This is a genomic window from Thermomicrobiales bacterium, assembly GCA_041390825.1.
In the GTDB taxonomy this organism is placed as follows: Bacteria; Chloroflexota; Chloroflexia; order Thermomicrobiales; family UBA6265; genus JAMLHN01.
The window spans coordinates 92,110-116,000 of record JAWKPF010000005.1 but is presented as its reverse complement, the minus strand read 5'-3'; the positions used below and the strand labels follow the sequence as shown (position 1 = coordinate 116,000).

22 protein-coding genes are annotated in these 23,891 nt (G+C 62.5%); 10 read left to right on the top strand and 12 right to left on the bottom strand.

The features are described 5' to 3' along the window. Positions 1 to 21: 21 nt before the first annotated feature. Entirely contained in the window at positions 22 to 966 is a 945-nt protein-coding gene (locus R2855_01760) for an acetamidase/formamidase family protein (protein ID MEZ4529730.1), read from the top strand. 56 nt (positions 967 to 1,022) lie between these two features. On the opposite strand, the gene rbsD is transcribed toward R2855_01760, so the two are convergent. From rbsD to R2855_01745, 3 genes are all read right to left on the bottom strand, one after another. Then, positions 1,023 to 1,418 carry a D-ribose pyranase gene (gene rbsD / locus R2855_01755; protein MEZ4529729.1) on the bottom strand — a complete coding sequence of 132 codons (396 nt, stop codon included), beginning with the start codon at positions 1,416 to 1,418 and terminating at the stop codon, positions 1,023 to 1,025. A gap of 71 nt (positions 1,419 to 1,489) precedes the next feature. Continuing rightward, positions 1,490 to 4,552: an FtsX-like permease family protein gene (locus R2855_01750; GenBank protein ID MEZ4529728.1), complete on the bottom strand. Its 3,063-nt coding sequence runs from the start codon at positions 4,550 to 4,552 to the stop codon at positions 1,490 to 1,492. A 57-nt stretch (positions 4,553 to 4,609) separates the two neighbouring features. Then, entirely contained in the window at positions 4,610 to 5,341 is a 732-nt protein-coding gene (locus tag R2855_01745; protein ID MEZ4529727.1) for an ABC transporter ATP-binding protein, read from the bottom strand. A gap of 305 nt (positions 5,342 to 5,646) precedes the next feature. Between R2855_01745 and R2855_01740 the strand changes: the two genes are divergently transcribed. From R2855_01740 to R2855_01720, 5 genes are all read left to right on the top strand, one after another. Then, on the top strand, positions 5,647 to 6,312 hold the full coding sequence (locus R2855_01740; protein MEZ4529726.1) for an ABC transporter permease: 666 nt from the start codon (positions 5,647 to 5,649) through the stop codon (positions 6,310 to 6,312). 57 nt (positions 6,313 to 6,369) lie between these two features. Next, entirely contained in the window at positions 6,370 to 7,317 is a 948-nt protein-coding gene (locus tag R2855_01735) for a glycine betaine ABC transporter substrate-binding protein (protein MEZ4529725.1), read from the top strand. A 27-nt stretch (positions 7,318 to 7,344) separates the two neighbouring features. Then, on the top strand, positions 7,345 to 8,346 hold the full coding sequence (locus tag R2855_01730; GenBank protein ID MEZ4529724.1) for an ABC transporter ATP-binding protein: 1,002 nt from the start codon (positions 7,345 to 7,347) through the stop codon (positions 8,344 to 8,346). Then, positions 8,343 to 8,987, top strand: a complete 645-nt coding sequence (locus R2855_01725; GenBank protein ID MEZ4529723.1) for an ABC transporter permease — start codon at positions 8,343 to 8,345, stop codon at positions 8,985 to 8,987. The genes R2855_01730 and R2855_01725 overlap by 4 nt, the downstream gene beginning before the upstream one ends. Positions 8,988 to 9,055: 68 nt before the next feature. Further along, complete coding sequence (locus R2855_01720; protein ID MEZ4529722.1) at positions 9,056 to 9,949, top strand: proline iminopeptidase-family hydrolase; 894 nt, start codon at positions 9,056 to 9,058, stop codon at positions 9,947 to 9,949. Here the strand turns inward: R2855_01720 and R2855_01715 are convergent. After that, positions 9,934 to 10,977 (bottom strand): DUF1786 domain-containing protein, encoded by a 1,044-nt coding sequence (locus R2855_01715; GenBank protein MEZ4529721.1) that lies wholly within the window; start codon positions 10,975 to 10,977, stop codon positions 9,934 to 9,936. The two genes, R2855_01720 and R2855_01715, sit on opposite strands and share 16 nt — an antisense overlap. Positions 10,978 to 11,222: 245 nt before the next feature. On the opposite strand from R2855_01715, the gene dxs reads away from it, so the two are divergent. From dxs to R2855_01700, 3 genes are read left to right on the top strand one after another with little or no spacing between them, the layout of a single operon-like run. After that, positions 11,223 to 13,136 (top strand): 1-deoxy-D-xylulose-5-phosphate synthase, encoded by a 1,914-nt coding sequence (dxs, locus tag R2855_01710; protein ID MEZ4529720.1) that lies wholly within the window; start codon positions 11,223 to 11,225, stop codon positions 13,134 to 13,136. Then, positions 13,136 to 13,828: a 16S rRNA (guanine(527)-N(7))-methyltransferase RsmG gene (gene rsmG, locus R2855_01705; GenBank protein MEZ4529719.1), complete on the top strand. Its 693-nt coding sequence runs from the start codon at positions 13,136 to 13,138 to the stop codon at positions 13,826 to 13,828. Before dxs ends, rsmG begins: the two co-directional genes overlap by 1 nt. 3 nt (positions 13,829 to 13,831) lie before the next feature. Then, positions 13,832 to 14,398, top strand: coding sequence for a DUF402 domain-containing protein (locus R2855_01700; protein ID MEZ4529718.1), 567 nt, complete (start codon positions 13,832 to 13,834; stop codon positions 14,396 to 14,398). A 67-nt stretch (positions 14,399 to 14,465) separates the two neighbouring features. Here R2855_01700 and R2855_01695 read toward each other — a convergent pair whose 3' ends face one another. From R2855_01695 to R2855_01685, 3 genes are all read right to left on the bottom strand, one after another. After that, positions 14,466 to 15,035, bottom strand: coding sequence for a DnaJ domain-containing protein (locus R2855_01695; protein MEZ4529717.1), 570 nt, complete (start codon positions 15,033 to 15,035; stop codon positions 14,466 to 14,468). Between the two features lie 62 nt (positions 15,036 to 15,097). Then, the gene (locus R2855_01690) at positions 15,098 to 16,009 is read right to left on the bottom strand and encodes a TIM barrel protein (protein ID MEZ4529716.1); all 912 of its coding nucleotides are present in this window, start codon (positions 16,007 to 16,009) and stop codon (positions 15,098 to 15,100) included. 17 nt (positions 16,010 to 16,026) lie between these two features. Then, positions 16,027 to 16,563 (bottom strand): hypothetical protein, encoded by a 537-nt coding sequence (locus tag R2855_01685; GenBank protein MEZ4529715.1) that lies wholly within the window; start codon positions 16,561 to 16,563, stop codon positions 16,027 to 16,029. A 179-nt stretch (positions 16,564 to 16,742) separates the two neighbouring features. Between R2855_01685 and R2855_01680 the strand changes: the two genes are divergently transcribed. Further along, complete coding sequence (locus R2855_01680; protein MEZ4529714.1) at positions 16,743 to 17,546, top strand: NAD-dependent deacylase; 804 nt, start codon at positions 16,743 to 16,745, stop codon at positions 17,544 to 17,546. Between the two features lie 24 nt (positions 17,547 to 17,570). Here R2855_01680 and R2855_01675 read toward each other — a convergent pair whose 3' ends face one another. The 5 genes from R2855_01675 to alaS form a co-directional block, all read right to left on the bottom strand. Beyond that, on the bottom strand, positions 17,571 to 18,662 hold the full coding sequence (locus tag R2855_01675) for a hypothetical protein (GenBank protein ID MEZ4529713.1): 1,092 nt from the start codon (positions 18,660 to 18,662) through the stop codon (positions 17,571 to 17,573). Positions 18,663 to 18,773: 111 nt separating this feature from the next. Then, positions 18,774 to 19,067: a cyclic-di-AMP receptor gene (locus R2855_01670; GenBank protein MEZ4529712.1), complete on the bottom strand. Its 294-nt coding sequence runs from the start codon at positions 19,065 to 19,067 to the stop codon at positions 18,774 to 18,776. 71 nt (positions 19,068 to 19,138) lie between these two features. Then, on the bottom strand, positions 19,139 to 19,609 hold the full coding sequence (gene ruvX, locus R2855_01665) for a Holliday junction resolvase RuvX (protein MEZ4529711.1): 471 nt from the start codon (positions 19,607 to 19,609) through the stop codon (positions 19,139 to 19,141). Next, a complete protein-coding gene (locus R2855_01660) occupies positions 19,609 to 21,153 on the bottom strand; it encodes a hypothetical protein (protein MEZ4529710.1) in 1,545 nt (514 codons plus the stop codon). The genes ruvX and R2855_01660 overlap by 1 nt, the downstream gene beginning before the upstream one ends. A 38-nt stretch (positions 21,154 to 21,191) precedes the next feature. Then, positions 21,192 to 23,834 (bottom strand): alanine--tRNA ligase, encoded by a 2,643-nt coding sequence (gene alaS / locus R2855_01655; GenBank protein ID MEZ4529709.1) that lies wholly within the window; start codon positions 23,832 to 23,834, stop codon positions 21,192 to 21,194. Positions 23,835 to 23,891 lie beyond the last annotated feature (57 nt).

Below are 23,891 nucleotides of genomic sequence, written 5' to 3'. Positions count from 1 at the left end.
CTTTCGAGAGGAGTCGCCGAATTGGGCACCACACATCACGTTTCCGAGGATCTTCGTCACGATCGCTTCGATCCTGCTATCCCGCCAGTCCTGACCATAGCTCCCGGCGATACCGTCGTTTTCGAAACGCCGGAAGCGCTGAACAATCAACTCGGTCCAGAGTCGGCCAGCAGCGCATTGGCGAATCTCGACTTCTCGGTCATCCATCAGATCTCCGGCCCGATCGCCATCGAGGGCGCCGAACCGGGTGACACGCTGATCGTGGAGATCCTTTCCATCAAACCGAAGCAGTGGGGCTGGAGCGGCGTGGTGCCGAACTTTGGGCTCCTCCAGATGGACCCAGAGTATCAGGAACCGTACCTGCATCACTGGGACTTATCGTCTGGCAAGCACGCAGCTTTCGATGATCGGATTCGCGTGCCGTTCGAACCGTTCTGCGGCGTGATGGCAGTCGCGCCGATCAGCGACGAACCGTTGATCACCTTGCCGCCTCGCGCGAACGGCGGGAACATGGACCTGAAGCAGGCGCAACCTGGTTCAAAGGTTTTCTTTCCGGTCTTCGTGCCGGGAGCGAACTTCAGCCTGGGCGATGTGCATGCGGCGCAAGGCGACGGGGAGATCTGCGGCACTGGCATCGAGTGCCAGGCAACCGTGACCGCGAAGTTCGATCTCCGCAAAGGCCACCCGATGCCCGAACCGGCCATCATGCTGCCCGGCAAGATGCCCGGGTCGCAGAACGACGGATGGATGGTAACCACAGCCCACGGCCCCGACCTGATGGAGAACGCGCGCAACGCCGTCCGGTACATGGTGGGCTTCCTGGTGCGCACCGAGAAGCTCAGCCCCCAGGAAGCCTATGTGCTCTGCTCGGCCTGCGCGGACCTCAAGATCGGTGAGATCGTCGACGCGCCGAATTGGATCGTGACGTGCAGTTTCCCGTTGGGCGTGCTTGGTGGAAGGCCCTGAATCCTGGATCCTGAGACGATGCAAAGCCGATCGTGTCGGGACTCATAGAGAGATGGCTAGAAGATCACGCCGCTGCGCAGGATGACATTCGCATAGGGTGAGCACTCTCCTGTGCGGACGACTGCTCGCGTGTCGCGTGTGAGCGCCTTGAACTCGATGTGCGGCACCGATTCGATCGGAACGCCGGGAAAGCAGCGCTCGATGGTCTCGAGCGCTGCCGGATTCGCGGTGAGCGTTTCTGTCGCAATGACGATCGTCTCCACCTTCAGTTCAGAGGCGACCGCCTCCAGCACCTGCGCGAAACGCGGCACTCCCGGGCTCACTGCCAGGTCGATGCGCTCGACCTCGATCGGCACAGGCAGACCGGCATCGGCTACCGTCAAACCATCTGTGTGACCCATCTCGGCAATCAGCATGGACAGCCGATTGTTCAGAACTCCACCAAGCTTCATTGCCGCTCCTGTTTGCGTGGTCCTGAGCCCGGACGGCCATCACCGGGCTCCTGACTCAGGCCCCATTCCACCTATTCGTAGCGCAACGCCTCTGCCGGGGAGAGTTGCGATGCCTGCCGAGCCGGGATGAGCGTCATCAACAGGGCCGCGATGACCGTCAGAATGAGAACCCCGATGATGTTTACCCATGGAATGACCAGGCTCACACCACCCTCCACGAACGAGTCGCCCGCGAAGAGATTTCGCGCCAGCAACAGTCCCAGCACCGTACCTGACAGACACCCAAGCAGCACGATGAACGCCGTTTCGATGAGGAACGACATCGAGACCGCGCGGCTTTGAAAGCCGATCGCGCGCAGCACGCCGATCTGCTGCCTGCGTTCGACCACCGCCCGGAAGGCAATCACGCCAATGGCCGCCAGACCGACGATGAGACCCAGCCCCATGAATCCCTGGAAGATGTAGAGGAAGCTCCGGGCCTGCGATTGGAAGTCTTCCAGCTCATCCTTCACAGAGACGACCTGGACACCATTGATGAGCAGCTTCTGCTCGATCTCCTTGGCGACGTCAGCTGACTGACTCGGGTCGTTCAGTTGGATGAAATACGAGGTCAGCGACGGATTCGGCAGCACCTGCTCCATGGTCGCCATGGGAGCGAAAAGCCCAATAAGCGAGCTGATCTTGGAATCGATGATGCCAATGATCTGAACATCGATGGTCGACCCGCCCGGACCTTCGACCTGGACCGTCACCGGGGCGAAATTGTCGTCGCCGGAACGTACCGCCTCCTGCGGGCCGTCGCCATCCGGATCACTGAGCGTGAACGGATCCTGCACTGCTCCTCCAAAGCTGCCAACACCGGCAAGCGCGGTCGAATCGATCACCGCGACGTTGGGATTCGTGCTCAGCGCCTCGATGACCGCGGCGTCGTCCGCATACCCCTCTGCGCGCTGCTGGAATGTGATGACCGAATCGTCGATCAACCCCTCGTCCATGCCATGGATGAAGATATTCCCCCACTCGCCGCCTTCCCGGCGGACCTTGCCCCCGAATCCAGTCGTCCCCATACCGATCGCGGAGATTTGGCTGGTGTCGAAGCCACGGTCTTGCAAAAGCGTCTCGAAGTCTTGCGCGGAACCGATGGGGTTTGCGCCTCCGGTATCGGCCCGCACGTCCCAACCCGCATTCGCCTCATCGCCCAGAAACGCCTTGGAGAAGTTCTCGTTGATGGTGCTGAACATCACCAGCGAGAAGATGATCAGACTGAACATGGCGATCGTCATGCCAGTGCGCGACGGTGTGGCGCCGGGGAAAGCGACCGCGGTGCGCACGGAGGGCAACGCTCCTCCGAACAGCCCCCCGATCCGGTTCACCAAACCGAGCAGCACATCCAGGTTCTGCACGATCAGGATGGTCGCCCCCGCGACCAGGAAGATCCCGGAGAGAAAGAACATCTCGATATTGCCGTTGAGCTCACCGAACAGGTCCTGCGACTGCTTGTCCGGCAACAACCAGAGCACGATCAGGTAGATGCCGACGATCGAATAGACCAGCCGGCTGGAAACGCCGAAGTAGCGCAGGATCATCGCGATGCCGAACGGCAGAATGCTGAGACCGCTATAGGCAGAGAAGGCGCTGTTGGCGTTCAACCCTGTGATCGTCAGCAGGCCGCCAATCACCAGCGCCAGACCGGCGATCACCAGTGTCCGCTTCTTGCGCACCGGGCTGGAGACATCGGGGATATCGCGGATCGCGGCGACGATGTTCAGGCGGCTGTTGCGAATCGAGGCATAGACCACAGCGATGAAGGTGATGACCACGCCGAGGCAGTAGGCAACCACCATCGAACGTGGGCTGACATACGGCTCGATGTCGAAGAGATCACCGAAGAGCCGTCCGAGAACGACCGCGATGAGATACGCCGCGCCAACGCCGAGGAACGCCCCAACCAGTCCCGCCAGGAGCGCATAGATGGTTCCTTCGCTGAGGAACTGCTGCACAAGTTGCGCGCGTTGCGCGCCGACCGCGCGCGCCATGCCCATCTCCGAACGCCGCTCGGCCGCCAGCATCGAGAAGATCAGGATGATGAGCAGAATGCCGACGCCAATCGAAAAGAGCCCAAAGACGACGAAGAGCGATGTGAACGCGCTGGAAGCCAATGCCGCCTGATCGAGGGTGTCTTGCTTGATAGCGTTGACGCCGATCGGGTCGCCCTCGAACTCGGCGGTCAGCTTCTCGACGATCTCGGCGCCGTTCGCCAGGCTGTCGTGCGTCGTGCCGGTATTCGAGATGGCGACCATGGTGATGTCGTCGTCGCCTGTGATCGCCTGAAGATGCGCGAGCGGCATGGTCATGCCGCTGATCATCCCGCCGGTTTCCCCGCTGAGGATCGAGTCCTGTGCGATCGCTGCCACGGTTGCCGCGTGCGGCACGTTGTCGAAGCTGAATCCAAGCTCCGAGCCAACTTCGGCGCCGAGTTTGTCCGCGGTCGATTCGCTGATGACGATCTGGCCTTCGGTCAGCGACCCAAGATCGATCTGGGAGCCATCGATCGACTTCAGGCCGCCGAACTCGTCCACCAGCGCCGGATCGACCCCGACCAGGCTCACGCTTGGCTCGGCCTGCAGAATGCGGCCTTCCTGCGCCGCGGCCATTAGGTCCTGCGCATTCGCGGGCGCTTCGCCTTCGAACAGGAAGGCCGGAACGTCCTCCCACACCAGCGGCATGGTTGCGTGAATCAACCCGGTTCCTTCGAAGAGCTGGTCGACCCGCTGCACCGTATCGGCCGGAATGGTCTGGTTCGCGCCACCGTTGAGGTTTGCTTCCCCGTCCTCGGAGTTGCTGTAGAGCACCATCTCATCGACCGGGCCGAGCACCTTGTAGGTGAGCGATGTGACGGAGTTGTCGATAGTGTCGCCGGTGCCGAACGCGGCCGCGATGATCAGGGTCGAGAGCATCAGCCCGATGATGACCAGGATCGTCTGCGCCGGACGGCGCGGCACATTGCGCAAACCCATCTTGAACAGAAGGGTCCGCCGCCAGGCGATCCAAAGCACCATGAGCAGACAGATTCCGAGCATGACCAGCAGTACGGCCATGATCGAGTTCATGGGGATGCCAAAGATTTCGTTCATGGGATTCGCTTACTCCCGGGTTTCCGGATCGGACAGTCGTAGCAGCGGACGGCTGCCCTACGCGCCAACGAGCTCGGGGACCTCGACGATCTGCGCGTTGTCCGTCACGATCTCACCGTCGACCATGCTGATCAGCCGCTCGCATTGCGCGCCGACGTGCGCGTCATGCGTCACGAGCACGATGGTCAATCCTTCGTCCTTGTTGAGCTGGCGCATCAGGCCCATGATCTCGTTCGCGGTCGAAGAGTCGAGCGCGCCAGTCGGTTCATCAGCCCAGACAATGGCCGGGTGATTCACGAGCGCGCGTGCGATGGTGGTGCGTTGCCGCTGACCGCCGGAGAGCTCTGCCGGGCGGTGTGTTGCCCACTCGCGCAATCCCACCTGTTCGAGCGCGGTCATCGCCCGCTCGCGCGCGACCTTCGGCTTGACGCCGGACAACAGCAGGGGAAGCTCCACATTCTCCACCGCGTTGAGTACGGGAAGGAGGTTGTAGACCTGGAAAACGAAACCCATGCGCAACGCACGGTATTGTGTGCGGTCCCGATCGGATAGCGTCGCGAGATTCCTGCCCTCGAGCCAGATCTCTCCTGAGTCGACCTTGTCGAGCCCGGAAAGGCAGTTCAGCAGTGTGGTCTTGCCGCAACCGGATGGCCCCATGACGGCCACCATCTCCCCGGGCGCAATGGCAAGATCGACGCCACGCAAGGCCGGAACCTTGGCAGTGCCGGTGTCGTACGTCTTGTGAATCCCGACGGCCTGAATACTGTACTGCGGCTGAGTTGCGGCCACGTGCTTCTCCCAATCGATTACAGGAAACCAGATAAGCCCATTCTGCGCGGCGGGAAAGCGCAACGCTGCGGTCAGTTCGACGGCCGTGCGCTTCGCAGATCAATCGCGAAGCCTATCACAGGCAATCTGCGCTCACGCGATGAGGCACACTACGCTTCTCGACAACGAATCGACTCCGTCTCACGAACTCGCGGACACCGCGTTCTGAAAACGTTGGGCCCATTCATCCCAGCTGGATCGTAGCGGAACGGATTCCAGCCAGAATCGGCCCAGCGGATGAAACCGGGTCCGCCCCGAGGATGAATGTGAATCTGTTGCGCGGCGCGCTCGAGTACATCCAGGACAACCAACAACGGTTCGTCGATGCCTTGACGCTTCACATCCAGCTCAGTCTCACCGCGCTCCTGCTCGGCATCGCCATCTTCGTTCCCCTCGGCATCCTCGCCTCCCGCTGGAAGGGCGGCCCCGCGGTCATTGGCGTGGTTTCCGCGGCACGCGTGATCCCCAGCATTTCGGTGCTTTTCCTGCTCTATCCCTATCGCCGGCAGATTGGCCAGTTCGTGCCGTTCTGGGAACGGAATTTCGTGCTCGCGTTGATCGCGCTCACGTTGTTGGCAGGACCGCCGTTGATCATCAACACCGACGCCGCGCTGCGCGGTGTCTCCCCGGCGGTCCTCGAAAACGCTGAAGGGCTTGGTATGACCGGTCCGCAGGTTTTCGCCCGGGTGCAGCTCCCGCTTGCGCTTCCCCTCATTACTGCCGGGGTACGCACCGCCGCGGTGGAGGTCATCGCCAGCGCCACCTTCGCGGCCTTCATCGGGGTTGGCACCCTGGGCCGTTTCATTACCAGTGGTCTCACGCTTTACGACTTCAGTCTCTTGCTCGTGGGGGCGATTCCCGTCACGTTGCTTGCGTTAGGAGCCGAAGTCTCGCTTGCCGGTCTGGAGCGGTTGGTCTCCGTACCTGCGTGACGACATCCCCGGTTCGATGTTCGGGGATATACCAGAAATCGTGAAAGGACGATTGCAGTGCAAACAACGCGACGAACCATTCTGAAGGGAGCCGCTCTCAGCCCGCTCGTGCTAACGCTCGGCCGATTCGATGTCGGCGCGCAAGACGCTATCAAGGTAGGTTCCAAGGACTTTCCCGAATCGATCATCATTGGCGAAATCTATGCTCTGCTACTGGAAAATGCCGGCTTCTCCGTCGAGCGGAAGCTGAATCTGGGAGGCACAGTGATCGCGCAGGAAGCTCTGCTTTCCGGCGATCTCGATCTCTATCCGGAATACACCGGCACCGGACTGCTGGTCGTGCTCGGCGAGTCGCTGGATGCCGTGCCGGGACTGAACGGCACACCGGAAGCCGCCGTCGACCCGTCCGTGGCGGTCTATGACTATGTCAGCCAACGGTATCTCGAAGAGCACGGCCTCGTTTGGCTCGACCAGACTCCGATGAACGACACCCAGGCCCTGGCGGTGACGCGCGATTTCGCTGACGAACACGGGGTGACCACGATTTCCGATCTGGTCGCGCTCGCTTCAGAAGTCGATCTCGTCTTCTCGGCCCCGGTAGACTTCGAGGAGCGCGAGGACGGTCTGAAGGGGCTCCGGGACACCTATGGCGACTTCGATGCAACCGTCAACGGTGTGGCGCCAGGCATCAAATACCAGGCGCTCGTCGATGGTGATGCGAACGTCGTGCTGGCATTTTCCACCGACGCCGAAATCGGATTCAACGATCTTGTCGTGCTCGAAGACGACAAAGCGTTGTGGCCCCCATACCACGTCGCTCCCGTGGTGCGGCAGGACACCCTGGAAGCAAATCCTGGAATCGCCGATGCGCTCAATGCGGTCGCGCAGTTGATCACCACTGAGGTCCAGATCGGGCTCAACGGCCAGGTCGTGGGGCCGGACGAGAAATCGCCGGAAGAAGTCGCCAGGGAGTTCCTGCAAGCGCAGGGGCTGATCCCCTCCTAGGCTCGGAGAAACAGAGGCCGCTTGGACGTGCTCGACGACCGCCAACACGCATCGGACATCGCGATTGCGTACGATCGTGTCACCAAGACCTACCCCAATGGGAACCGGTCTGCGGTGTCCGATGTTTCGCTGGCCGTCGAGCGCGGCAAGCTGGTCGTCCTCCTGGGCCCTTCCGGATGCGGGAAGACGACCCTGCTCAAGATGACCAATCGCCTGATCGAGCCGGACAGCGGTTCCATCTCCATCGACGGCGTGGAGATCCACTCGCTGCCGGCGCCCGAGCTTCGGAGGCGCATTGGCTACGTCATCCAGCAGACCGGTCTTTTTCCCCATATGCGGGTGGAAGACAACATCGCCGTCGTTCCCAAACTGCTGAAATGGGACAAGCAACGCACGAGCGCGCGGGTCGACGAACTTCTGGATCTTGTCGGATTGCCTCCCGAAGCCTACCGTCGCCGCTATCCCGCCCAGCTTTCCGGCGGTGAACAGCAGCGGGTTGGTCTGGCGAGAGCGCTGGCGGTGGACCCAGGCACCATGCTGATGGACGAACCCTTCGGCGCGCTCGACGCCATCACTCGCTCCAAACTGCAACTCGAGTTGCGCCGCATCCATCAGGAACTTGGACAGACGATCATCTTCGTCACGCATGACATCGACGAGGCGATTCGGCTCGCCGACAAGATCGTCATCATGCGTGAGGGCCGCATCGTCCAGGCTGGTGATCCGCTCGAGATCGTGACCGATCCGGCCGACCGATTCGTTTCCGATCTCGTTGGCGCAAGCGACGCTTTGCGCCGCCTCAGCCTGATCGAAGCTGGCGCCGTAGGCCGCTCCCTCGGGATCGGGGCCATTCCCCCCGAACACGTGGCGCCGGCCGTGGCGGATGTCCGCACCGTCTTTGCGACCATGCTGGATCTCGGGGTGACGACGATCGGGCTCACAGATGCTGACGGCGCCCTCGTCGCTCAGCTCGATCTCGACACGGTCCGCGAGATAGCCCGCACACATGCAGCCGAGATTGCCGCATGAACCTCGACTATCTGTTCGACCACTGGCGCGAAGTCCTGGAACTTACCCGTGAGCATATTCAGCTGTGCGCGATCGCGATCGGGCTGGCGCTCCTGTTCGCAGTTCCCCTTGGCATCGTGATCGCCGCCTATCCCGGCATGCGCACGCCGACGCTGGTGCTACTTGGTGCGATCTATACGATTCCCAGCCTGGCGTTCCTGGCATTCCTGATCCCGGAGTTTGGCCTTGGCGCCAAACCGGCGGTGATCGTGCTTGCGGCGTATGCCCAGCTTGCCCTCGTGCGCAATATTCAATCTGGTCTTTCCGGCGTGGACAGGACCGTGCTCGAGGCCGCCAGCGGAGTCGGCATGACCGGCTGGCAGTCGCTCATGCGTGTCCGCTTGCCGCTCGCGCTCCCCGTCCTGATCGCCGGACTGCGCATCGCCACGGTCAGCACCATCTCACTCGCCACGGTTACCGCATGGATCGATGCCGGCGGTCTTGGTACATTGCTCTTCGACGGCATCGCCTTCAATCGCCCATCGATGATCCTGGCCGGAACGGTCGCCATCACGGCGCTGGCGCTTTCGGCCGATCTGCTGCTTCGGCTCGCAGAACGCGCAACGCCAGCCAGTCGCGCGTTGCAGAGCGCCAGGACATGACTGCCACGATCGGGTAGCATCGGCCTCCGGATACATGGGCCGAGTGGGAACCGGGGAGCACGATTATCATGTCGTCGGTCGCAAAGCTGCTTGCGGGCGCCACCGAGGGATTCATCGACGTTCCAGACGGGAAGGTCTGGTACCAGTCAGTGGGAGAAGGCGAACCCCTTCTCTTGCTCCACGGGGGCCCTGGCGCGTCGTCGGTCTATCTCGAAGCGCTCATGGCGCTTGCCAACGATGGATTTCGGGTTGTTCGCTACGACCAGCTTGGTTGCGGGAAATCGGACCGGCCGGACAACCCCGCACTCTGGACCGTCGACCACTTCCGCCGAGAGGTCGATATCGTGCGTGCGGCTCTCGGGTTTACTCGCATGCACCTCCTTGGGCAGTCATGGGGCTCCTTTCTGGCGCTCGAGTACGTGCTCGCGCATCCGGAGCGCCTGCAGACCCTGACGCTCTACAGCGGCACGGCCTCGACCAGGCAATGCTTCGACGGGATGAACCGTCTACGCGCCCAGCTTCCGGCAGAGACCGTGGCAACCATGGCTCGCTTCGAAGCCGCGCATGACTACCGCAACCCGGCCTATCTCGCCGCTGTGCAGGTCCTCCTCGACCAACACCTCTGCCGTGTCAAACCCTGGCCGGAGGAACTCGTCCGCTCGATGCAGAACGAGGGCGACGCGGTTTACAACACGATGTGGGGACCAAACGAATTCACGCTCACCGGCAATCTGGCGACCTGGGACCGTCAGCACCGACTTGGCGAAATCGATACACCCACACTGATCATGTGCGGCCGCTACGACGAAGTCGTTCCCGAATGCTCCGAAACGCTTCATGCTGGCATCCGCGGGTCACGCCTCGAAATCTTCGAGAACTCGTCCCACCTCTGCCACATGGAAGAACCGGAGAAAGTCTTCCCGATTCTTGTGGAATTCCTGAAGCGTCATCCGATGGCGTAGCGTGCTCGGACTGCGTCGATCAGGCCGAACGAACCGGTGAGCATCATGTCCCCGTGGGGCGCGGCTTCGTGGTAGCCCAATCCGCGGGCAATTCCACGATTGGGCCCCGTGATGGCAACGAACTGGAACGGTTCCAGATCGCGATAGGCATCGTCGAACGCGGCTCCGTGCCCGTCGAACTGCATGCGAAAGGTAGCCGGATCGAGGGTGGCATTGCGCAAGCCGTCGACCAGCCGCGCGATCGTGGCCGCGTCGATCCCGCCGGTATGGTGCTCGAACAGACCGTAGAGCCGTCTCTGGCGAACCAACGTCGCGAAGGTGTGCATATTGCCGACATTGACCAGAATGGCGCCCTGGTCGTCCGCTGCGTCGCGCACCGCCGGGTCGCCCAACGCGCCCATGACCGCCGCAGTTCCCGTATCCATCAACCAGGCGCCCGGCCAGGTCTCCTGCACGCCCGCCATGCGCGTCATCCCGTCCGGCGGCGCGTCGAAAACCATGGCCTCCAACCTGCCCCCATCAGCAATCAACGACTGAAGATAGTCGAATCGCACATCATTGTTGCCCAATCCGGGACGATACCCGTGATCCTGCACGGCAATTGCCGCTGCTTCCGGAAGTTCGATACCGAGCAGACGGAGCCCCGCTCGCAATCCGGCAGGATCGACATCGGCCAGTTCGATGACACGCGCATCAGCCGGAGCATCCTCGCGTAGATCGATGCCCATCGCTTCGACCCGTGTCAGATCGTTGTGCATGGTGCGGGCTGCGCCCGGTGAGGCGGTGACCTCGAGCCCGGATGCGAGATGCTCGCGAATCGCCTCGCTCGAGGCGCCCCCACCCATGACGACGCCGCTGAGATGGATCGGCACACGGTCCGCGGTAGCCGCGCGAATCCGCTTGCCGATGATCTGCGTTTGGGACGGCAGCACCAGCTTGGTCAGGTTTTCGAAGGGGGTTCCCGCCTCATAGACGAGGATGTCTTGCGTGCCGGCGCCAACGTCGATGGCAACCATTCGATCCGGCATCACTGACTGTTTCCTGGAAAACGCTCGATCCATCGAGTCCCTCTTTCGGAGCAATTCATCCGCTTGGCGATGACATCCCATCTTGCCGCGATTTATCATCAGGAGGTCATGGGCGCGGCAGATCGTCGCACTTCCCGGCTCCATTCGGACCGGATCTGCCGCCGGCGCGAGTTCGTTTGCAGCGAGACCCGCGCCTTTCGCGACCAGCATACGCGGGTCGCTGCCCCCGAAAGGTACGCAATTCGATGGCAAGTCTCGACTCGATTCAGGATCCGTCCGATCTCAAGAGCTGCTCCCTTGCGGAATTGGAGCAGATCGCCGACCAGATTCGGGCGGAGATGATCGATGTCGTGACCCAGACCGGTGGCCATCTCGGTGCTGGGTTGGGCGCGGTCGAGCTGACCATCGCGCTCCACTACGTCTTCGATTCGCCGGACGATCTGCTGGTTTGGGACGTCGGGCACCAGGCTTATCCTCACAAGCTCCTGACCGGACGTCAGGACCGTTTCCACACCATCCGGCAAGAGGGAGGGCTTTCCGGCTTCCTCTCGCGTGACGAAAGCGTTCACGATGCGTTCGGCGCCGGGCACGCAAGCACGGCCATTTCGGCCGCCCTCGGTATGGCTGTTGCCAAGCGCCTGCTCGATCCCAATGACAACGACCGCGTGGTCGCCGTCATCGGTGACGGCGCGCTCACCGGCGGAATGGCCTACGAGGGCCTGAACAACGCCGGCAATCTCGACATCCCTTTCATCGTGGTGCTCAATGACAACGAGATGTCGATCGCTCCGAACGTCGGAGCGATGAGCAAGTATCTCGACCGCGTGCGCACCGATCCACGCTACACCCGCGGCCGCGACGATGTGCAGTCCGTCCTCGAACGGTTGCCGCAGGGCGATTTCCTGGTGGAGCTCGGGAAGCGCTGGAAGGACTCCTTCAAGGAGTTCGTCTATCACCGCATGATGTGGGAAGAGCTTGGGTTCACCTACCTTGGACCGGTGGCCGGGCACGATATCCGCGAGCTGGTGCATGCGTTGCGTCAGGCCGAACGGATCGACGGCCCGGTCTTTCTGCATGTTGTCACCGAGAAGGGCCGCGGATTTCCAGCGGCGGCCCAGGACTACGAGCGCAGCCACGCGGTCTCGGCTCCGGCCAAACCGCGAGCCAACGGCTCGCCGCCTGTTCCCCCCAAGTACCAGGAAGTTTTCGCCAGCACCCTGATCGAGCTGGCGCGAACCGACGACAAGATCGTCGGCATCACAGCGGCAATGCCCACCGGCACGTCGCTCGACAAGTTCCAGAAAGCGCATCCCGAGCGGTTCTACGATGTTGGCATCGCCGAGCAGCACGCGGTCACTTTTGCCGCCGGATTGGCCACCCAGGAGATCAAGCCGGTCTGCGCGATCTACTCCACCTTCCTGCAACGCGCATTCGATCAGGTGCTCCACGATGTCTGCTTGCAGAAGCTGCCCGTGGTCTTCGCGATCGATCGGGCTGGATTCGCCGGCGACGACGGACGCACGCACCACGGCGTTTACGACTTGAGCTATCTCCGCTGCTTGCCGAACATGACCCTGATGGCGCCCAAAGACGAAAACGAGCTGCGGCACATGATCGCGACTGCGCTCAGCATTCAGGACGGACCGAGCGCGGTGCGCTATCCACGCGGCGCCGGATTGGGAGTCCCGACTGACGAGCCGATCGAGGTTCTGCCGATCGGCAAAGGCGAGGTGCTGCGTGAGGGCGACGATGTGGCAGTTCTCGCCGTCGGTTCGATGGTCGATGTCGCCAGTCAGGCGGCGGATCAACTGGCGCTGGATGGCATCGAGGCCACGGTCTTCAACGCCCGTTTTGTCAAACCACTCGATCGCGACGCCATCGTTGCGCTGGCGCAACGTTGCCGCGCGGTGGTGACCATCGAAGAGAACACCGTGGTTGGCGGGTTCGGAGCAGGCGTGCTCGAACTGCTGTCTGCCGAGATGATCGACATTCCGGTGAACGTGCTCGGCGTGCCGGATCGCGTTTGGGAGCAGGCGTCGCAGGCGCGTCTGCGCGAATTGGCCGGGCTCTCACCAGCCGGCGTCGTCGACGCTGTGCGAAAGGTCGTCAAGGCTCGGCCGCCTGTTCCGGCAACTTCCGAGATCCTCTCGACGCTCTGATGTCAGAGTGCTGGCCCAGTGTCTCGCCTGATCAGGCAGCATTGCTGGTAGCCTATCGCGATCTGATTCTCGACTCGAATCGCAAGTTCAATCTCACTGCCTTGCGGGATGCCGAGTCGATCGATGGGCGCTTGCTGGCCGAGTCGCTGCGGCTCTCTCCCTTCCTGCCCACCGCATCAGGGCTACGCGCGATCGATATTGGCACAGGCTCGGGTATTCCCGGCATTCCCCTGGCTATCGTGCGTCCCGACATCGATTTCACGTTGGTCGACGCGACCGGCAAGAAGGTGCGCTTTGTCGAGCTCGTCATCGCCGAGCTCGGATTGAGCAATGTCACGGCGATCCATGAGCGGTCCGAACTCCTCGCCCACGACGCAGCATTCCGCGAGAGATACGACATCGGAGTCGCCCGTGCTGTAACTCAATTGCCGGCGCTGGCCGAGCTGATCCTGCCGTTTCTCCGAATCGGCGGACGAGCGCTTCTGCCCAAAGGCGAAGAGTCGAATGACGAGGTGGAACGCGCGCGCAGAGCGATCGAAATGCTGGGCGGATCGCTCGTCAGCGCCGAATTGTTGCCGCGCGTTTCCTGCTGTGGGGTGACGCGGCTGGTCATTCTGGATAAGATAGGCCCATCACTCGTCCGATACCCGAGGCGTCCTGGCATACCGGAACACGATCCACTCGGGGGGTAAACCATGGGAGAACGGATCTATTACCGGAAAGAAAAGCTCCGCGGCGCATGCTGGGAATACGAGATAGACGGCGGATGGATCTCAGTTCCCAGTGAGGCCGGCGAGCGCCGGTTGCTCCATCACCAATTCACCTTCTACCGTCCCAAAGAGGTCGACGTGCGCACGGAAACCGGCGTCGAGCGATTGCAGCGCACCGGCGCGGATCAGTGGTTCTTCCCGGACCGCTGGTATTCGCTCCTGCGTTTTCGCACTGGCGACAACCGGACCGTAGGCTATTACGTCAACTTTTCGCTGCCGCTTACCGAGCTCCGCAAGAACTACTACCGCGATGTCGATCTGGAACTCGATCTCTGGGTCGAGCCGGATGGCACCGCCACCGTGCTCGACCGCGATGAGTTCGAGCTCGAGATCGAACAGGACCGCATGTGCGCGGATTGGGTGCGTTCAGTCAATCAGTCGCTTGCGGAAGTCTCCGCGTCGGTCGCCCGTGCGATCTCCGAGCTTGGGCCAAATCTGGATACGCAAAAGGACCCGAATCACGGGGTACCGCGGTTCATTCTGACGATCTGAAGGTAGGGTCCAGAGTCCGGGGTCCAGGGTCCAGAGCGGGTTTCTCTACCTCGGGTGCTGGACCCTCCTAGACATCGCTCGCGCGCATTGCCGGGGGAAGCTTGACGGGCCGTCGAATCCCGATGCTTCGGTCGTAACGCTCGCGTTTGCCGGGATCGGTCAGCACGTTGTGGGCCTCGATGATTTCGCGCATGCGCTCTGACGCGTCTGGCGCCTTCGAGGTATCCGGGTGGTACTTGAGCGCAAGCCGCTTGAAGGCGGCCTCCACGACCTCTTGTTCGGCAAGCGGATCGACCTGCAGCACCTGGTACGCCGTGCGGCCGACCGGCGCCGCCACCTGCGACTGTGCAAGCTGCTGCTGCGCGCCAGCACCGTTGGCTGCCATGCTGGCAAGCCGGTCCGGCGTAATCATCTGCTCATGGAGCTGCTCGGACTGCTCTGGTGGAACGCCCATGCGCACATTGCATTTTGGGCATTCCACCACCATCTGCTGCGACAGTGGCACCGCCACCAGCGCGACCACAGTGAGCTTCCGTTTCGATTCGTAGACGCTGAAGAGCCCTTGATGCGCGCATTTCGGACAGCGGGCAGGGACGTACCCAACATGTCCCATTTCTTCGCGACTTCCCAAAAACACCAGGTTCGAGCCTCCAGTCGTTTACCGACTGACAACTCTAATGCATCGCTCTGGATATTGGTTCACGAATCGGAGACGCCCAACAGGTTCGCCAGGAATGCGCGGTTCTTTGTGTTCGACTCGAATGGCGCTTGCCGTCCGGGTACGAGGATCTGGTCTTCTTCCGCCACGACCCACCCGTCGAACCCGATCTCATCGATGGCCTCGGCGAATCCGGTCCAGTCGACGATCCCCTCACCCAGGTCGCAATAGAGTCCCTGACCGACCGCGGTGAAGTAGTCGATCTCGCCTGACTGCAATCGCGCCAGCAGATTCGGCTCGACATCCTTCGCATGGATGTGCGTGACGCGGCCGCCCAGCCGCCGCAGCAACGGGATGGAATCGATACCACCAATGCGAATATGCCCGGTATCGAGACAGACCGTCACCGGGGTGCCGTCGATCGCTTCCAGCGCTCTCTCGATCTCCCGGCCGCTTTCGATGTGGCCGCCGACGTGCGGATGCATGGCGATCGGGATACCGTATTCCGCGCCGAGCGCTGCGATTGCTTCGAACGATCGGCGCACCTCGGCCCAGTCGTCGTCGGTCCACCAGCTGTCCGGAAACTCCTCGACGCGCGACACAATCTCCAGACGGCGCTCATCGCCGAAATCACTCACGATCAGGACATCGGCATCGATCGCCTTGAGCGTTGCCAACGCTTCACGGACCTCAACCTCGACTGCTCCCCCGAACGGCTGCTCCAGGGGCACCGCCACCCAATAGGCAACCGAATCGAGCCCATATTGATTCAGCTTTTGGCTGATCGCTTCTGCCGAGGCTCCGAGAAAGAACAACGGACCGAGCTCGAAACCGGTGTATCCCGCCTCGGCCGTGTTCTGGAGAAGCTCGTCGACGCTGGGGTTGCTCTCCCCGTCTGGAGACTCGATGCCCCAATTGATGGGCGCCGACGCCAACCGCACATGTGCTGCCATTTCACTCCGATCCTGTGTCAATCGCCTGCTGTTCCGTTTGGGCGATTGATAGCACGAAGCGCCCGTGGCTGGAAGTGCGTGCGAATGGCGGCGGTCAATGCGATGGCGTCCCGGTCGCGGTTCGCGTCGTTCAGGGCTGCAACCGCCGCCTCATGCGCGCGCCTGGGAAGATTCCAGAACGACGGCAACAAGGCGAGATCGAGGGCCGGATCGAGCCGCGCGGCGGACGCAAACGACGATTGCGCCCGTTCGAAGTCTCCAACCCGCGCCTGCGAAAGTCCGCGTAGCGCCAGCACGCGCGCGCGTCGCTCATGTCCGGCCAGATCGGCATCGCCACTATGCTTCGAGCAGAGCTGGGACCGGAAACGCGCCAGACTCGGTTCCGGGAGGGCGTCGCTTTCCTCCAAACCGGCCAACATGGCCGCTGGCGCCCAGGCTGCCTGATACGATTCCTCCGCCATCGCTGGGCGACCAAGCACAAGTTCGCTAACGAGGCCAACGATTCGGTGCCGCCAAAGCGAGAATTGATCGATTCCACAGTCGGTGAGCAGCATGGCATGACTCCGGGGACGGTCGGCGATCCGGTCGAGCACGTTCGTTCTGGCGCGGGATCGACATTCGGCCGCACGCGTTTCTACGGGGAGTGAAGCGGGCTATCGTGCACACAACTGTCGTGGCACAACTCTAGCAAACTGAGTGTACGTACACAAGCATTCGCAAGGAAGCAATTGCGTTGACCGATCCTGCCGCTGACATTGCTCAGACCGAGCCATCTGATTCCGATATCGCCGCGCTCGGGGAAGCGATCCGCAACGCCAACCGCGTCGTGGTGCTCACCGGTGCAGGCATCAGCACCGAATCAGGCATCCCCGACTATCGCGGCCCAAACGGTGTTTGGTCGACCGGAAAGCCGCCGACTATTGGCGACTTCATGGAGAACGAAGCGACCCGGCGCTCCTACTGGCAGCGGCGGCTGGAGTCCTATCCCAATCTGCTGGCCGCGCAACCCAATCCCGCCCATTTGGCGCTGGTCGATCTGGAGCGCAGCGGCAAGCTGGCCGGTATCGTGACGCAGAACATCGACGGATTGCACCAGCGGGCAGGTTCGCATCCCGAACGAGTCATCGAGTTGCACGGCTCAGCGCATGTGGTCCGCTGCACCAGCTGTGGAACCGTCTTTTCCGGGGAATTGGTGCAGCAATGGCTCATGGACGGGAATCTCTATCCGAGTTGCCCCGTTTGCGGTGGCATTCTGCGCACTGCCACGGTGCTCTTCGGCGAACCGCTCCCGCGCGAGGCGCTCGACCGAAGCATCGCGATCACCCGCGACGCCGATCTCCTGCTCGTCATCGGCAGTTCCCTTGTGGTGAACCCCGCTGCCAAACTGCCGCTCATCGCCAAACGTAACGGCGCTCCGGTTGTCATCGTCAACCGCACCGAGACCCGGCAGGATCATCTGGCCGACTTGCGGCTGGAAGGCTCGGCTGGAAGCGTGATTCCGGCCGCCATCGATCACGCCCTGCGACAGGCTCTCTGAACGAACCATGCGACCGTCGCTGCTCTATCGCGGCAAACCAATATCGCGCGCGGTGGCAATTGCTGTCCGGCCGTGGATGTTCTCGAATCGAACTGCCGGACTGCCCGTTTCGAGAAGCACCCGCGTAACTTCGAGCAGCGATGCGTCCCGCGAGACTTCCGGGAGCGCCGAAAGCGGGATCATGACATCGCCGATCGTGAGTCCCTCGTTGCGATGCCCAACGCCTGCGCGCATCTGCTGGAACTGCATGATGCCCACCGCGCTACCGTTGCCGTCGCGCACGATAGCGACAGCGCTCGGTCCATCGACCGCGAGCACCGCCACCATCTCGTCGAGTGGGCTGGATGCGGAGACAACCGCGTGTGGGGCCTCGAGCAACTGCCCGACGGACCGTTCTCCGGCGGTCTGCAACCAAAATGTCTGCCGTGTCGCCAGCGCTGAAAGCACCCCGAGATCGATTCCAATGGCCGCAATCGCCACTCCCCAGAACCCGGCCTCGCCCTCCGCAGTGAGCAAGACGATCCCGGTGATGAAGAGCATCACGGCAACGACATAGCCAAAGAAGCGCGTGCCACGCAGGGCATCCTCGTCATCGTCGAGCGTGAACCCCAGCATCCAGCGCATCACCCGGCCGCCATTGAGCGACGGCGCCGCCAGGAAGCGCAAACCCGCGCTCCCCCCAATTGCGATGGCGGCAACCGCTGCCAGATCGCTGATGCGGCGATCGCTTGCTTCGACCAACAGATAGACAGCCACCGCGATCAAGCCGATGGCCAGATCGATCCCCATGCCCATGAGCCCGGCGCGGGCCGCGCGTACGCTCGACTTGGCCTCGACAACAGTGGGACCGCACGCGGTGGGAACGGAGATGACCATCGGCAGCGCCGGAGGCCCGACACGAGACAGCCGCAAGCGCAACCGCTCGCTCAGCACACTAACCCCAAAGACGAGGACCACCAACGCGACTCCGGCGCCTGCGATCAACGCCGGGTTCGACGACGGTTCGATCCGTTCTCGCAGCACGCCAAAGAAAATGAGCACCGCCAGCACGATGTCGATCGCGCCAATGGTGAACCGCATGCCCGCCAATTGATACGAAATCCGGGGACCGACCATTTGGACGCCCACCGACGACGGGTGCCAAGTCCTGTCCCTGTAGTCCTGAGACGAAATCGAGCGGCGCGCGCCGCGATGCTCAGGGCTGAGGATTCAGGACTGCATTCGAACCTAGTAGCGTTCGTATTCCTCGAGGTCGAGGACGAAAACAGTCGCAGCGGCGGGCGGTGTGAGCCCGGGAGCCTCGTCCTCGCGGGCAATGCCGGTGCGCGCGTTCTTGCGAATGAGGTCGAGCACCGTGTCCACCTGATCGGTCTGCGCGCCGATCATCAACGTGGTATTGCCACGACGCAGGAATCCGCCGGTGCTTGCGAGACGCGTGGCCCGAAAATCGGACTCCAACAGCGCGTCGACCACGGCATCGGCATCGTCGTTCTGTACGATCGTAATGATGAGCTTGTTCATCGGGTTCATCCTTTCCGGTTCGCAAGCCCGCTACTGCTGCATGTGCGTAACGGCGGCGAGTATACCTGAGGTCATGGCGTGAAACGTTGTTGTGACGCTGCGGCCCGATTCTTGCGGTGCATTCGCGCGTCGAGAAAGGTCTGCAGCATCAGGCTGGCGGCCAACGCGTCGATCTGTCCACGCCGGTCCTTTCGGCTCACTCCGGCCTCGATCAACATGCGTTCCGCTTGCGACGAGGTGAGCCGTTCGTCCCAATAGGCGAGCGGCAATCCGAGCTCGTCCGCGACCGCATCGGCAAAGCGGCGCGTTTCGGCAGCCTGCGCGCCCTCCCGGCCGGACATACCGGTGGGCAGCCCGGCAACAATGGCGACTGCTCCGGTCTCCCGGACGATACGATCGATCTCTGCAATCGAGCGCTTGCCTTGCTCGACCATGCCAAACGGGGTCGAGAGAATCTGTCCATCGTCGCTCACCGCGACGCCGATGCGCTTTTCGCCCACATCCAGACCAAGGACACGGCCGCTCGTTGGCAAGTCGTTCATCAGCTCGTCTCGATCGAGATGTTGGTGGACGATCCAGGCACACGTTCGGGCAACCAGGTCGGGGCGTACGTCACCGTATAGCTCTCGACGTAGTCAAGTCCAGAGAGAATCTGGTCGTTCTCCGACTGGCTGTTTCCGGCGAGTTGACTCGCAAGTGCCGACTTGGCGGACTCGTCGAGCACCGGCACCGCATCCCCGGTGACCGTAGCCAGCAACGAGATGACCCCGTTCACGTTGCCAGTCTCCGCAGGCGTATTGACCTTCACCGAATTCGGATCGAATGAAGAGCCAGCCGGAACCTCGGCCTGCAAGAGCGGGATTGCCTGATCGGTGAGCGCGGTTGGGTCGTAGGCGGTTGCCGAGAAGGTAATGGTCGCGTCGACGCTGACGTCGCTTGCCTCGTCACCAACCTGGCCGCTGAACGCATAACCGCCAGCATCGGGCGTGGCAGTGCCGGCGTCGCTGATGGGTTGCACCGTGGACGGGACCAACAAAAGCCCCTGATCGAGCACGGTCGTGGTCGCCAACGCCAGCAGCTCATTGTCGATCTCGGCTTTCAGCTGATCGAGGTCCTGTTGGGAGATGGTGGTAATGGTCTTCTGGGTGCCTCCCGCAATCTCGGACAAACGGTTGCTGTAGTAGACGCCATTTGGCAGTTGGCCGGTGAGCATACCGGTCGCGGCGTTGCCCGCCTCGCCACCTTCAGACGCTTCGATGTGGGCAGTGACCTCTCCCGGCTCGCCATTGGCCGACGCCGGAACCTCCACTGTCTCCGAGAAGGAATATGACACGCCGCTGAACCCTGCGAACTGGGTGCCCTTTTCGATCGTCACGATTGCGTCAGTCGGATTGCGCAACACAACTTCGCCACTAGCGGCCTCGTCCGGAATGATGGTTTGCCCGGTTGCCGGAACCGTTGCCGAGCGGCTCAACGTGAACTCGACCGGCTGACCGGGAATCACGATGCCGTCACTCGACGCTGCGCTTGCATCGGCCCCCGGCTGAGTAACCTGATATGCCAGGGTAGACGCGACGCTTTGCCGTTTCAGATGCAGATCGACTGTCATCGAAGACAGGAACAACCAATACACGCCGATGGCAATCGCGGCGATGGCCGCTATTCCGGCCAGTACCCCGAGCACTTTGCCCAGCGATCGTCGGCCACCCCCGGAGCGCGGTTTCGGGACGGGAGCGACGTCGTCGCCCTCCTCGTCGTCCACCTCGACTCCATTCGCAAATGGCTCTGTTTCATCGATCGGATCGAGCTCCGGCGCCTGGTAGGGAACAGGCTCAGGAATCTCGTTGACGAGCGGGACGCCGAAGAGCGTCGCCAATTGGCGTCGTAGAGGGTCCTCGGTATAGATCGAGACTTCCACGTCGTCGCGCTCTGCGGCGATCGAGAGCGCGCGAAACTCATTCGCGGTCAGCAAGACGGACGCGTCGGCAGGGATCTCGATGACGAGATCGTCCCCGGCAGCGATCTTGAGCGCCGCGAGCACGTCGCTCATCGACTGCCCGGGGGCAACGGTGATGCTTCTGGTCATGCCGGTTCAGTCCCGGGGATCGAGATGCCGCGCACCCGTCAAGACTTGCTCGTCGCCGACTTCACCAGCTCGGCCACTCCGGCCAGAGCGGCGTCGAGGCCACTCGCATCCTTGCCGCCCGCTTCAGCCAAATCAGGCCGACCTCCGCCCTTGCCGTCGATGTGTTTGGCCAGTTCGCGAACGAGATCGCCCGCCTTGATGCCTCGCGCGATGACGTCTTGCGTGACCAACGCGATCAGACTGGGCTTTCCATCGATTTCTGCCCCCAGGACGACGACACCCGAACCAAGCTTGTCGCGCAGGCGGTCGCCCGCAGTGCGCAGATCACCCTTCTCGTTGACCGCGAGCTTTCCGGCCACGACTGGGATTCCGCCGACATCCACCCTGGAATCGAGCAAATCCCCGACCGATGAACCGGCCAGCTCCGCACGCAGCTTGCCGACCTCGCGTTCGGTGGCGCGCAGCTTCTCGCGCAGCGCGGCCACCTGCTCGGGCAGTTCGGTCCAGGGCGCGCGGAAGTCACGCGCCAGGGAATCGAGAACTGCTTGTTGCCGCATCCCGCGTTCGATAGCGGCCTGTCCGGTAACGGCCTCGATGCGCCGCACCCCCGCGGCAACCGACCCTTCGGATACGATCGCGAATGGGCCAACCTCACCCGTGTGGCGCAGATGCGTGCCGCCGCAGAGTTCCTTCGAGAAGTCCCCGATCGTGACCACGCGCACGGAGTCGCCGTACTTCTCGCCGAACAGCGCCATCGCGCCGCCTTCGACGGCCTCCGCATAGGGCAGCACCTGCGTGCTCACCGGCGTCGAGGCTAGCACCTGCTCGCTGACGATCTCGCCCACGCGCGCCACCTGCTCAGCGCTCATCGCGTCGATGCTGGTGAAGTCGAAACGCAGTCGATCGGGCGCCACCAGCGAGCCTGCCTGATGGGTATCGGTACCGAGCACCTCGCGCAGCGCGCGGTGCAAGAGATGAGTGGCAGTGTGATTGCGTTTGATCGCCTGGCGGCGTTCGGCATCGATCGCGGCACGGGCCGGTTCTCCGGTCTTGATGAATCCTTCCGCCACGATGCCGCGATGGACGAAAAGCGTGGGTGTCGGCTTGAACGTATCGTCGATGCTGACCACGCCAGTGTCGGTGCGAATCTCACCCTTGTCACCGATCTGGCCGCCAGATTCTCCGTAGAACGGAGTGCGATCGAGAATGATCTCCACCTCATCGCCCGCTTCCGCCGACTCGATGAACCCATCCGGATCGAGCAACGCCAGGATGGTGGCGTCGGCTTCGGTCTCCTCGTAGCCGAGAAAGTCTGTGGACAGCATGCCGCGTTCGACGTAGAGCGCATTGCGTTCGCGCTGATTGTCTTTGAAGGCCGCGCCCCCGCGGCTGATCACCCGCTGTTCGGCCATGGCGGCATCGAATCCCTCGATATCGACGGCCATGCCCTGTTCGCGCGCAAGATCGACCGTGAGGTCGAGCGGGAAGCCATAGGTGTCGTAGAGCCGGAACGCAACCGCGCCGGGCACCGTGAGCTGCATGATCTCCTCGCCCGCCGGCGCCACCGCGCGCAGCTTGGCGACCTCGTCCTGGAAACGGTGGATGCCGGTGCTCAGCGTTCGCCCGAAGGTCTCTTCCTCATGCGTCAGCACCTTCTCGATCTGCCGCTGCCGCTCGACCAGCGCCGGATAGTCGGCGCCGAACTGCCCGATCACCACCCGCGCCATCTCGGCCATGAACGGCTGCGTAAGGCCAAGACGACGACCGTAGCGAATCGCGCGACGGAGAATGCGCCGCAGAACATAGGAACGCCCCTCATTCCCTGGCAGGACGCCATCGGAGATCAGGAACGTTGCGCCACGCGCGTGATCGGCGATGACGCGCAACGCCACATCCGCATCCGGATCGGTCCCATAGGTCACGCCCGCCAGCTCGCCAGCACGGGAAATGATGGTCTGATAGAGATCGGTGTCATAGATCGAGCTGACACCTTGCAGCATCGCAGTCAACCGCTCCAGGCCCATGCCGGTATCGACGTTCTGCTTCGGCAATGGGGTTCGACTGCCGTCGGGCGCCTGGAAGAACTCCATGAAGACGTTGTTCCAGATCTCCAGGAAGCGGTTGCTCTCACCCGGCCCGTCGCCGATCTCACCCGCCTCCGGTCCGAGATCGAAATAGATCTCGGAGTCGGGCCCGTTTGGCCCGGTAGGACCGACTGGACCCCACCAGTTGTCTGAGAGTTTGCCGATGCGCTCTTCCGGAACGCCGATCTCGTCTCTCCATATGCGATAGGCATCCTCGTCGTCCGGATGCACGGTCGGGTACAGCCGCTCAGCCGGCAACCCCATCACCTCGGTCAGGAATTCCCACGACCAGCGCAGCGAATCGGGCTTGAAATAGTCGCCCACGGAGAAGTTGCCGAGCATGAAGAAAAAGGTGCAGTGGCTCTCGTCCCCGACCTCGTCGATATCCACCGTGCGAAAGCACTTCTGCACAGAGGCCATGCGCACCGCGGGCGGCGTCTCGAGCCCAAGAAAGTAAGGCGTCATCTGCTGCATGCCAGCGGTGGTCAGCAGCACAGTGGGGTCGTTATGCGGCACCAGCGACGAACTGGCGATTTCCTTGTGCCCACGCTCCTCGAAGAACTCGATGAAGGCACGCCGGACCTCGGAACCGCTCATCCATCGGTGGCCATGGCTCCGTCGTTCGGTCGCAGATTGCATGGTGTGGTGTGTCCT

Coding starts and splice junctions, on each gene's coding strand:
- rbsD (MEZ4529729.1), bottom strand. CDS start 1,418: ATGAAGCTTGGTGGAGTTCTGAACAATCGGCTGTCCATGCTGATTGCC.
- R2855_01750 (MEZ4529728.1), bottom strand. CDS start 4,552: ATGAACGAAATCTTTGGCATCCCCATGAACTCGATCATGGCCGTACTG.
- R2855_01725 (MEZ4529723.1), top strand. CDS start 8,343: ATGAACCTCGACTATCTGTTCGACCACTGGCGCGAAGTCCTGGAACTT.
- R2855_01720 (MEZ4529722.1), top strand. CDS start 9,056: ATGTCGTCGGTCGCAAAGCTGCTTGCGGGCGCCACCGAGGGATTCATC.
- R2855_01715 (MEZ4529721.1), bottom strand. CDS start 10,977: ATGCCGGATCGAATGGTTGCCATCGACGTTGGCGCCGGCACGCAAGAC.
- dxs (MEZ4529720.1), top strand. CDS start 11,223: ATGGCAAGTCTCGACTCGATTCAGGATCCGTCCGATCTCAAGAGCTGC.
- rsmG (MEZ4529719.1), top strand. CDS start 13,136: ATGTCAGAGTGCTGGCCCAGTGTCTCGCCTGATCAGGCAGCATTGCTG.
- R2855_01700 (MEZ4529718.1), top strand. CDS start 13,832: ATGGGAGAACGGATCTATTACCGGAAAGAAAAGCTCCGCGGCGCATGC.
- R2855_01690 (MEZ4529716.1), bottom strand. CDS start 16,009: ATGGCAGCACATGTGCGGTTGGCGTCGGCGCCCATCAATTGGGGCATC.
- R2855_01685 (MEZ4529715.1), bottom strand. CDS start 16,563: ATGCTGCTCACCGACTGTGGAATCGATCAATTCTCGCTTTGGCGGCAC.
- R2855_01675 (MEZ4529713.1), bottom strand. CDS start 18,662: ATGGTCGGTCCCCGGATTTCGTATCAATTGGCGGGCATGCGGTTCACC.
- R2855_01670 (MEZ4529712.1), bottom strand. CDS start 19,067: ATGAACAAGCTCATCATTACGATCGTACAGAACGACGATGCCGATGCC.
- ruvX (MEZ4529711.1), bottom strand. CDS start 19,609: ATGAACGACTTGCCAACGAGCGGCCGTGTCCTTGGTCTGGATGTGGGC.
- R2855_01660 (MEZ4529710.1), bottom strand. CDS start 21,153: ATGACCAGAAGCATCACCGTTGCCCCCGGGCAGTCGATGAGCGACGTG.
- alaS (MEZ4529709.1), bottom strand. CDS start 23,834: ATGAGCGGTTCCGAGGTCCGGCGTGCCTTCATCGAGTTCTTCGAGGAG.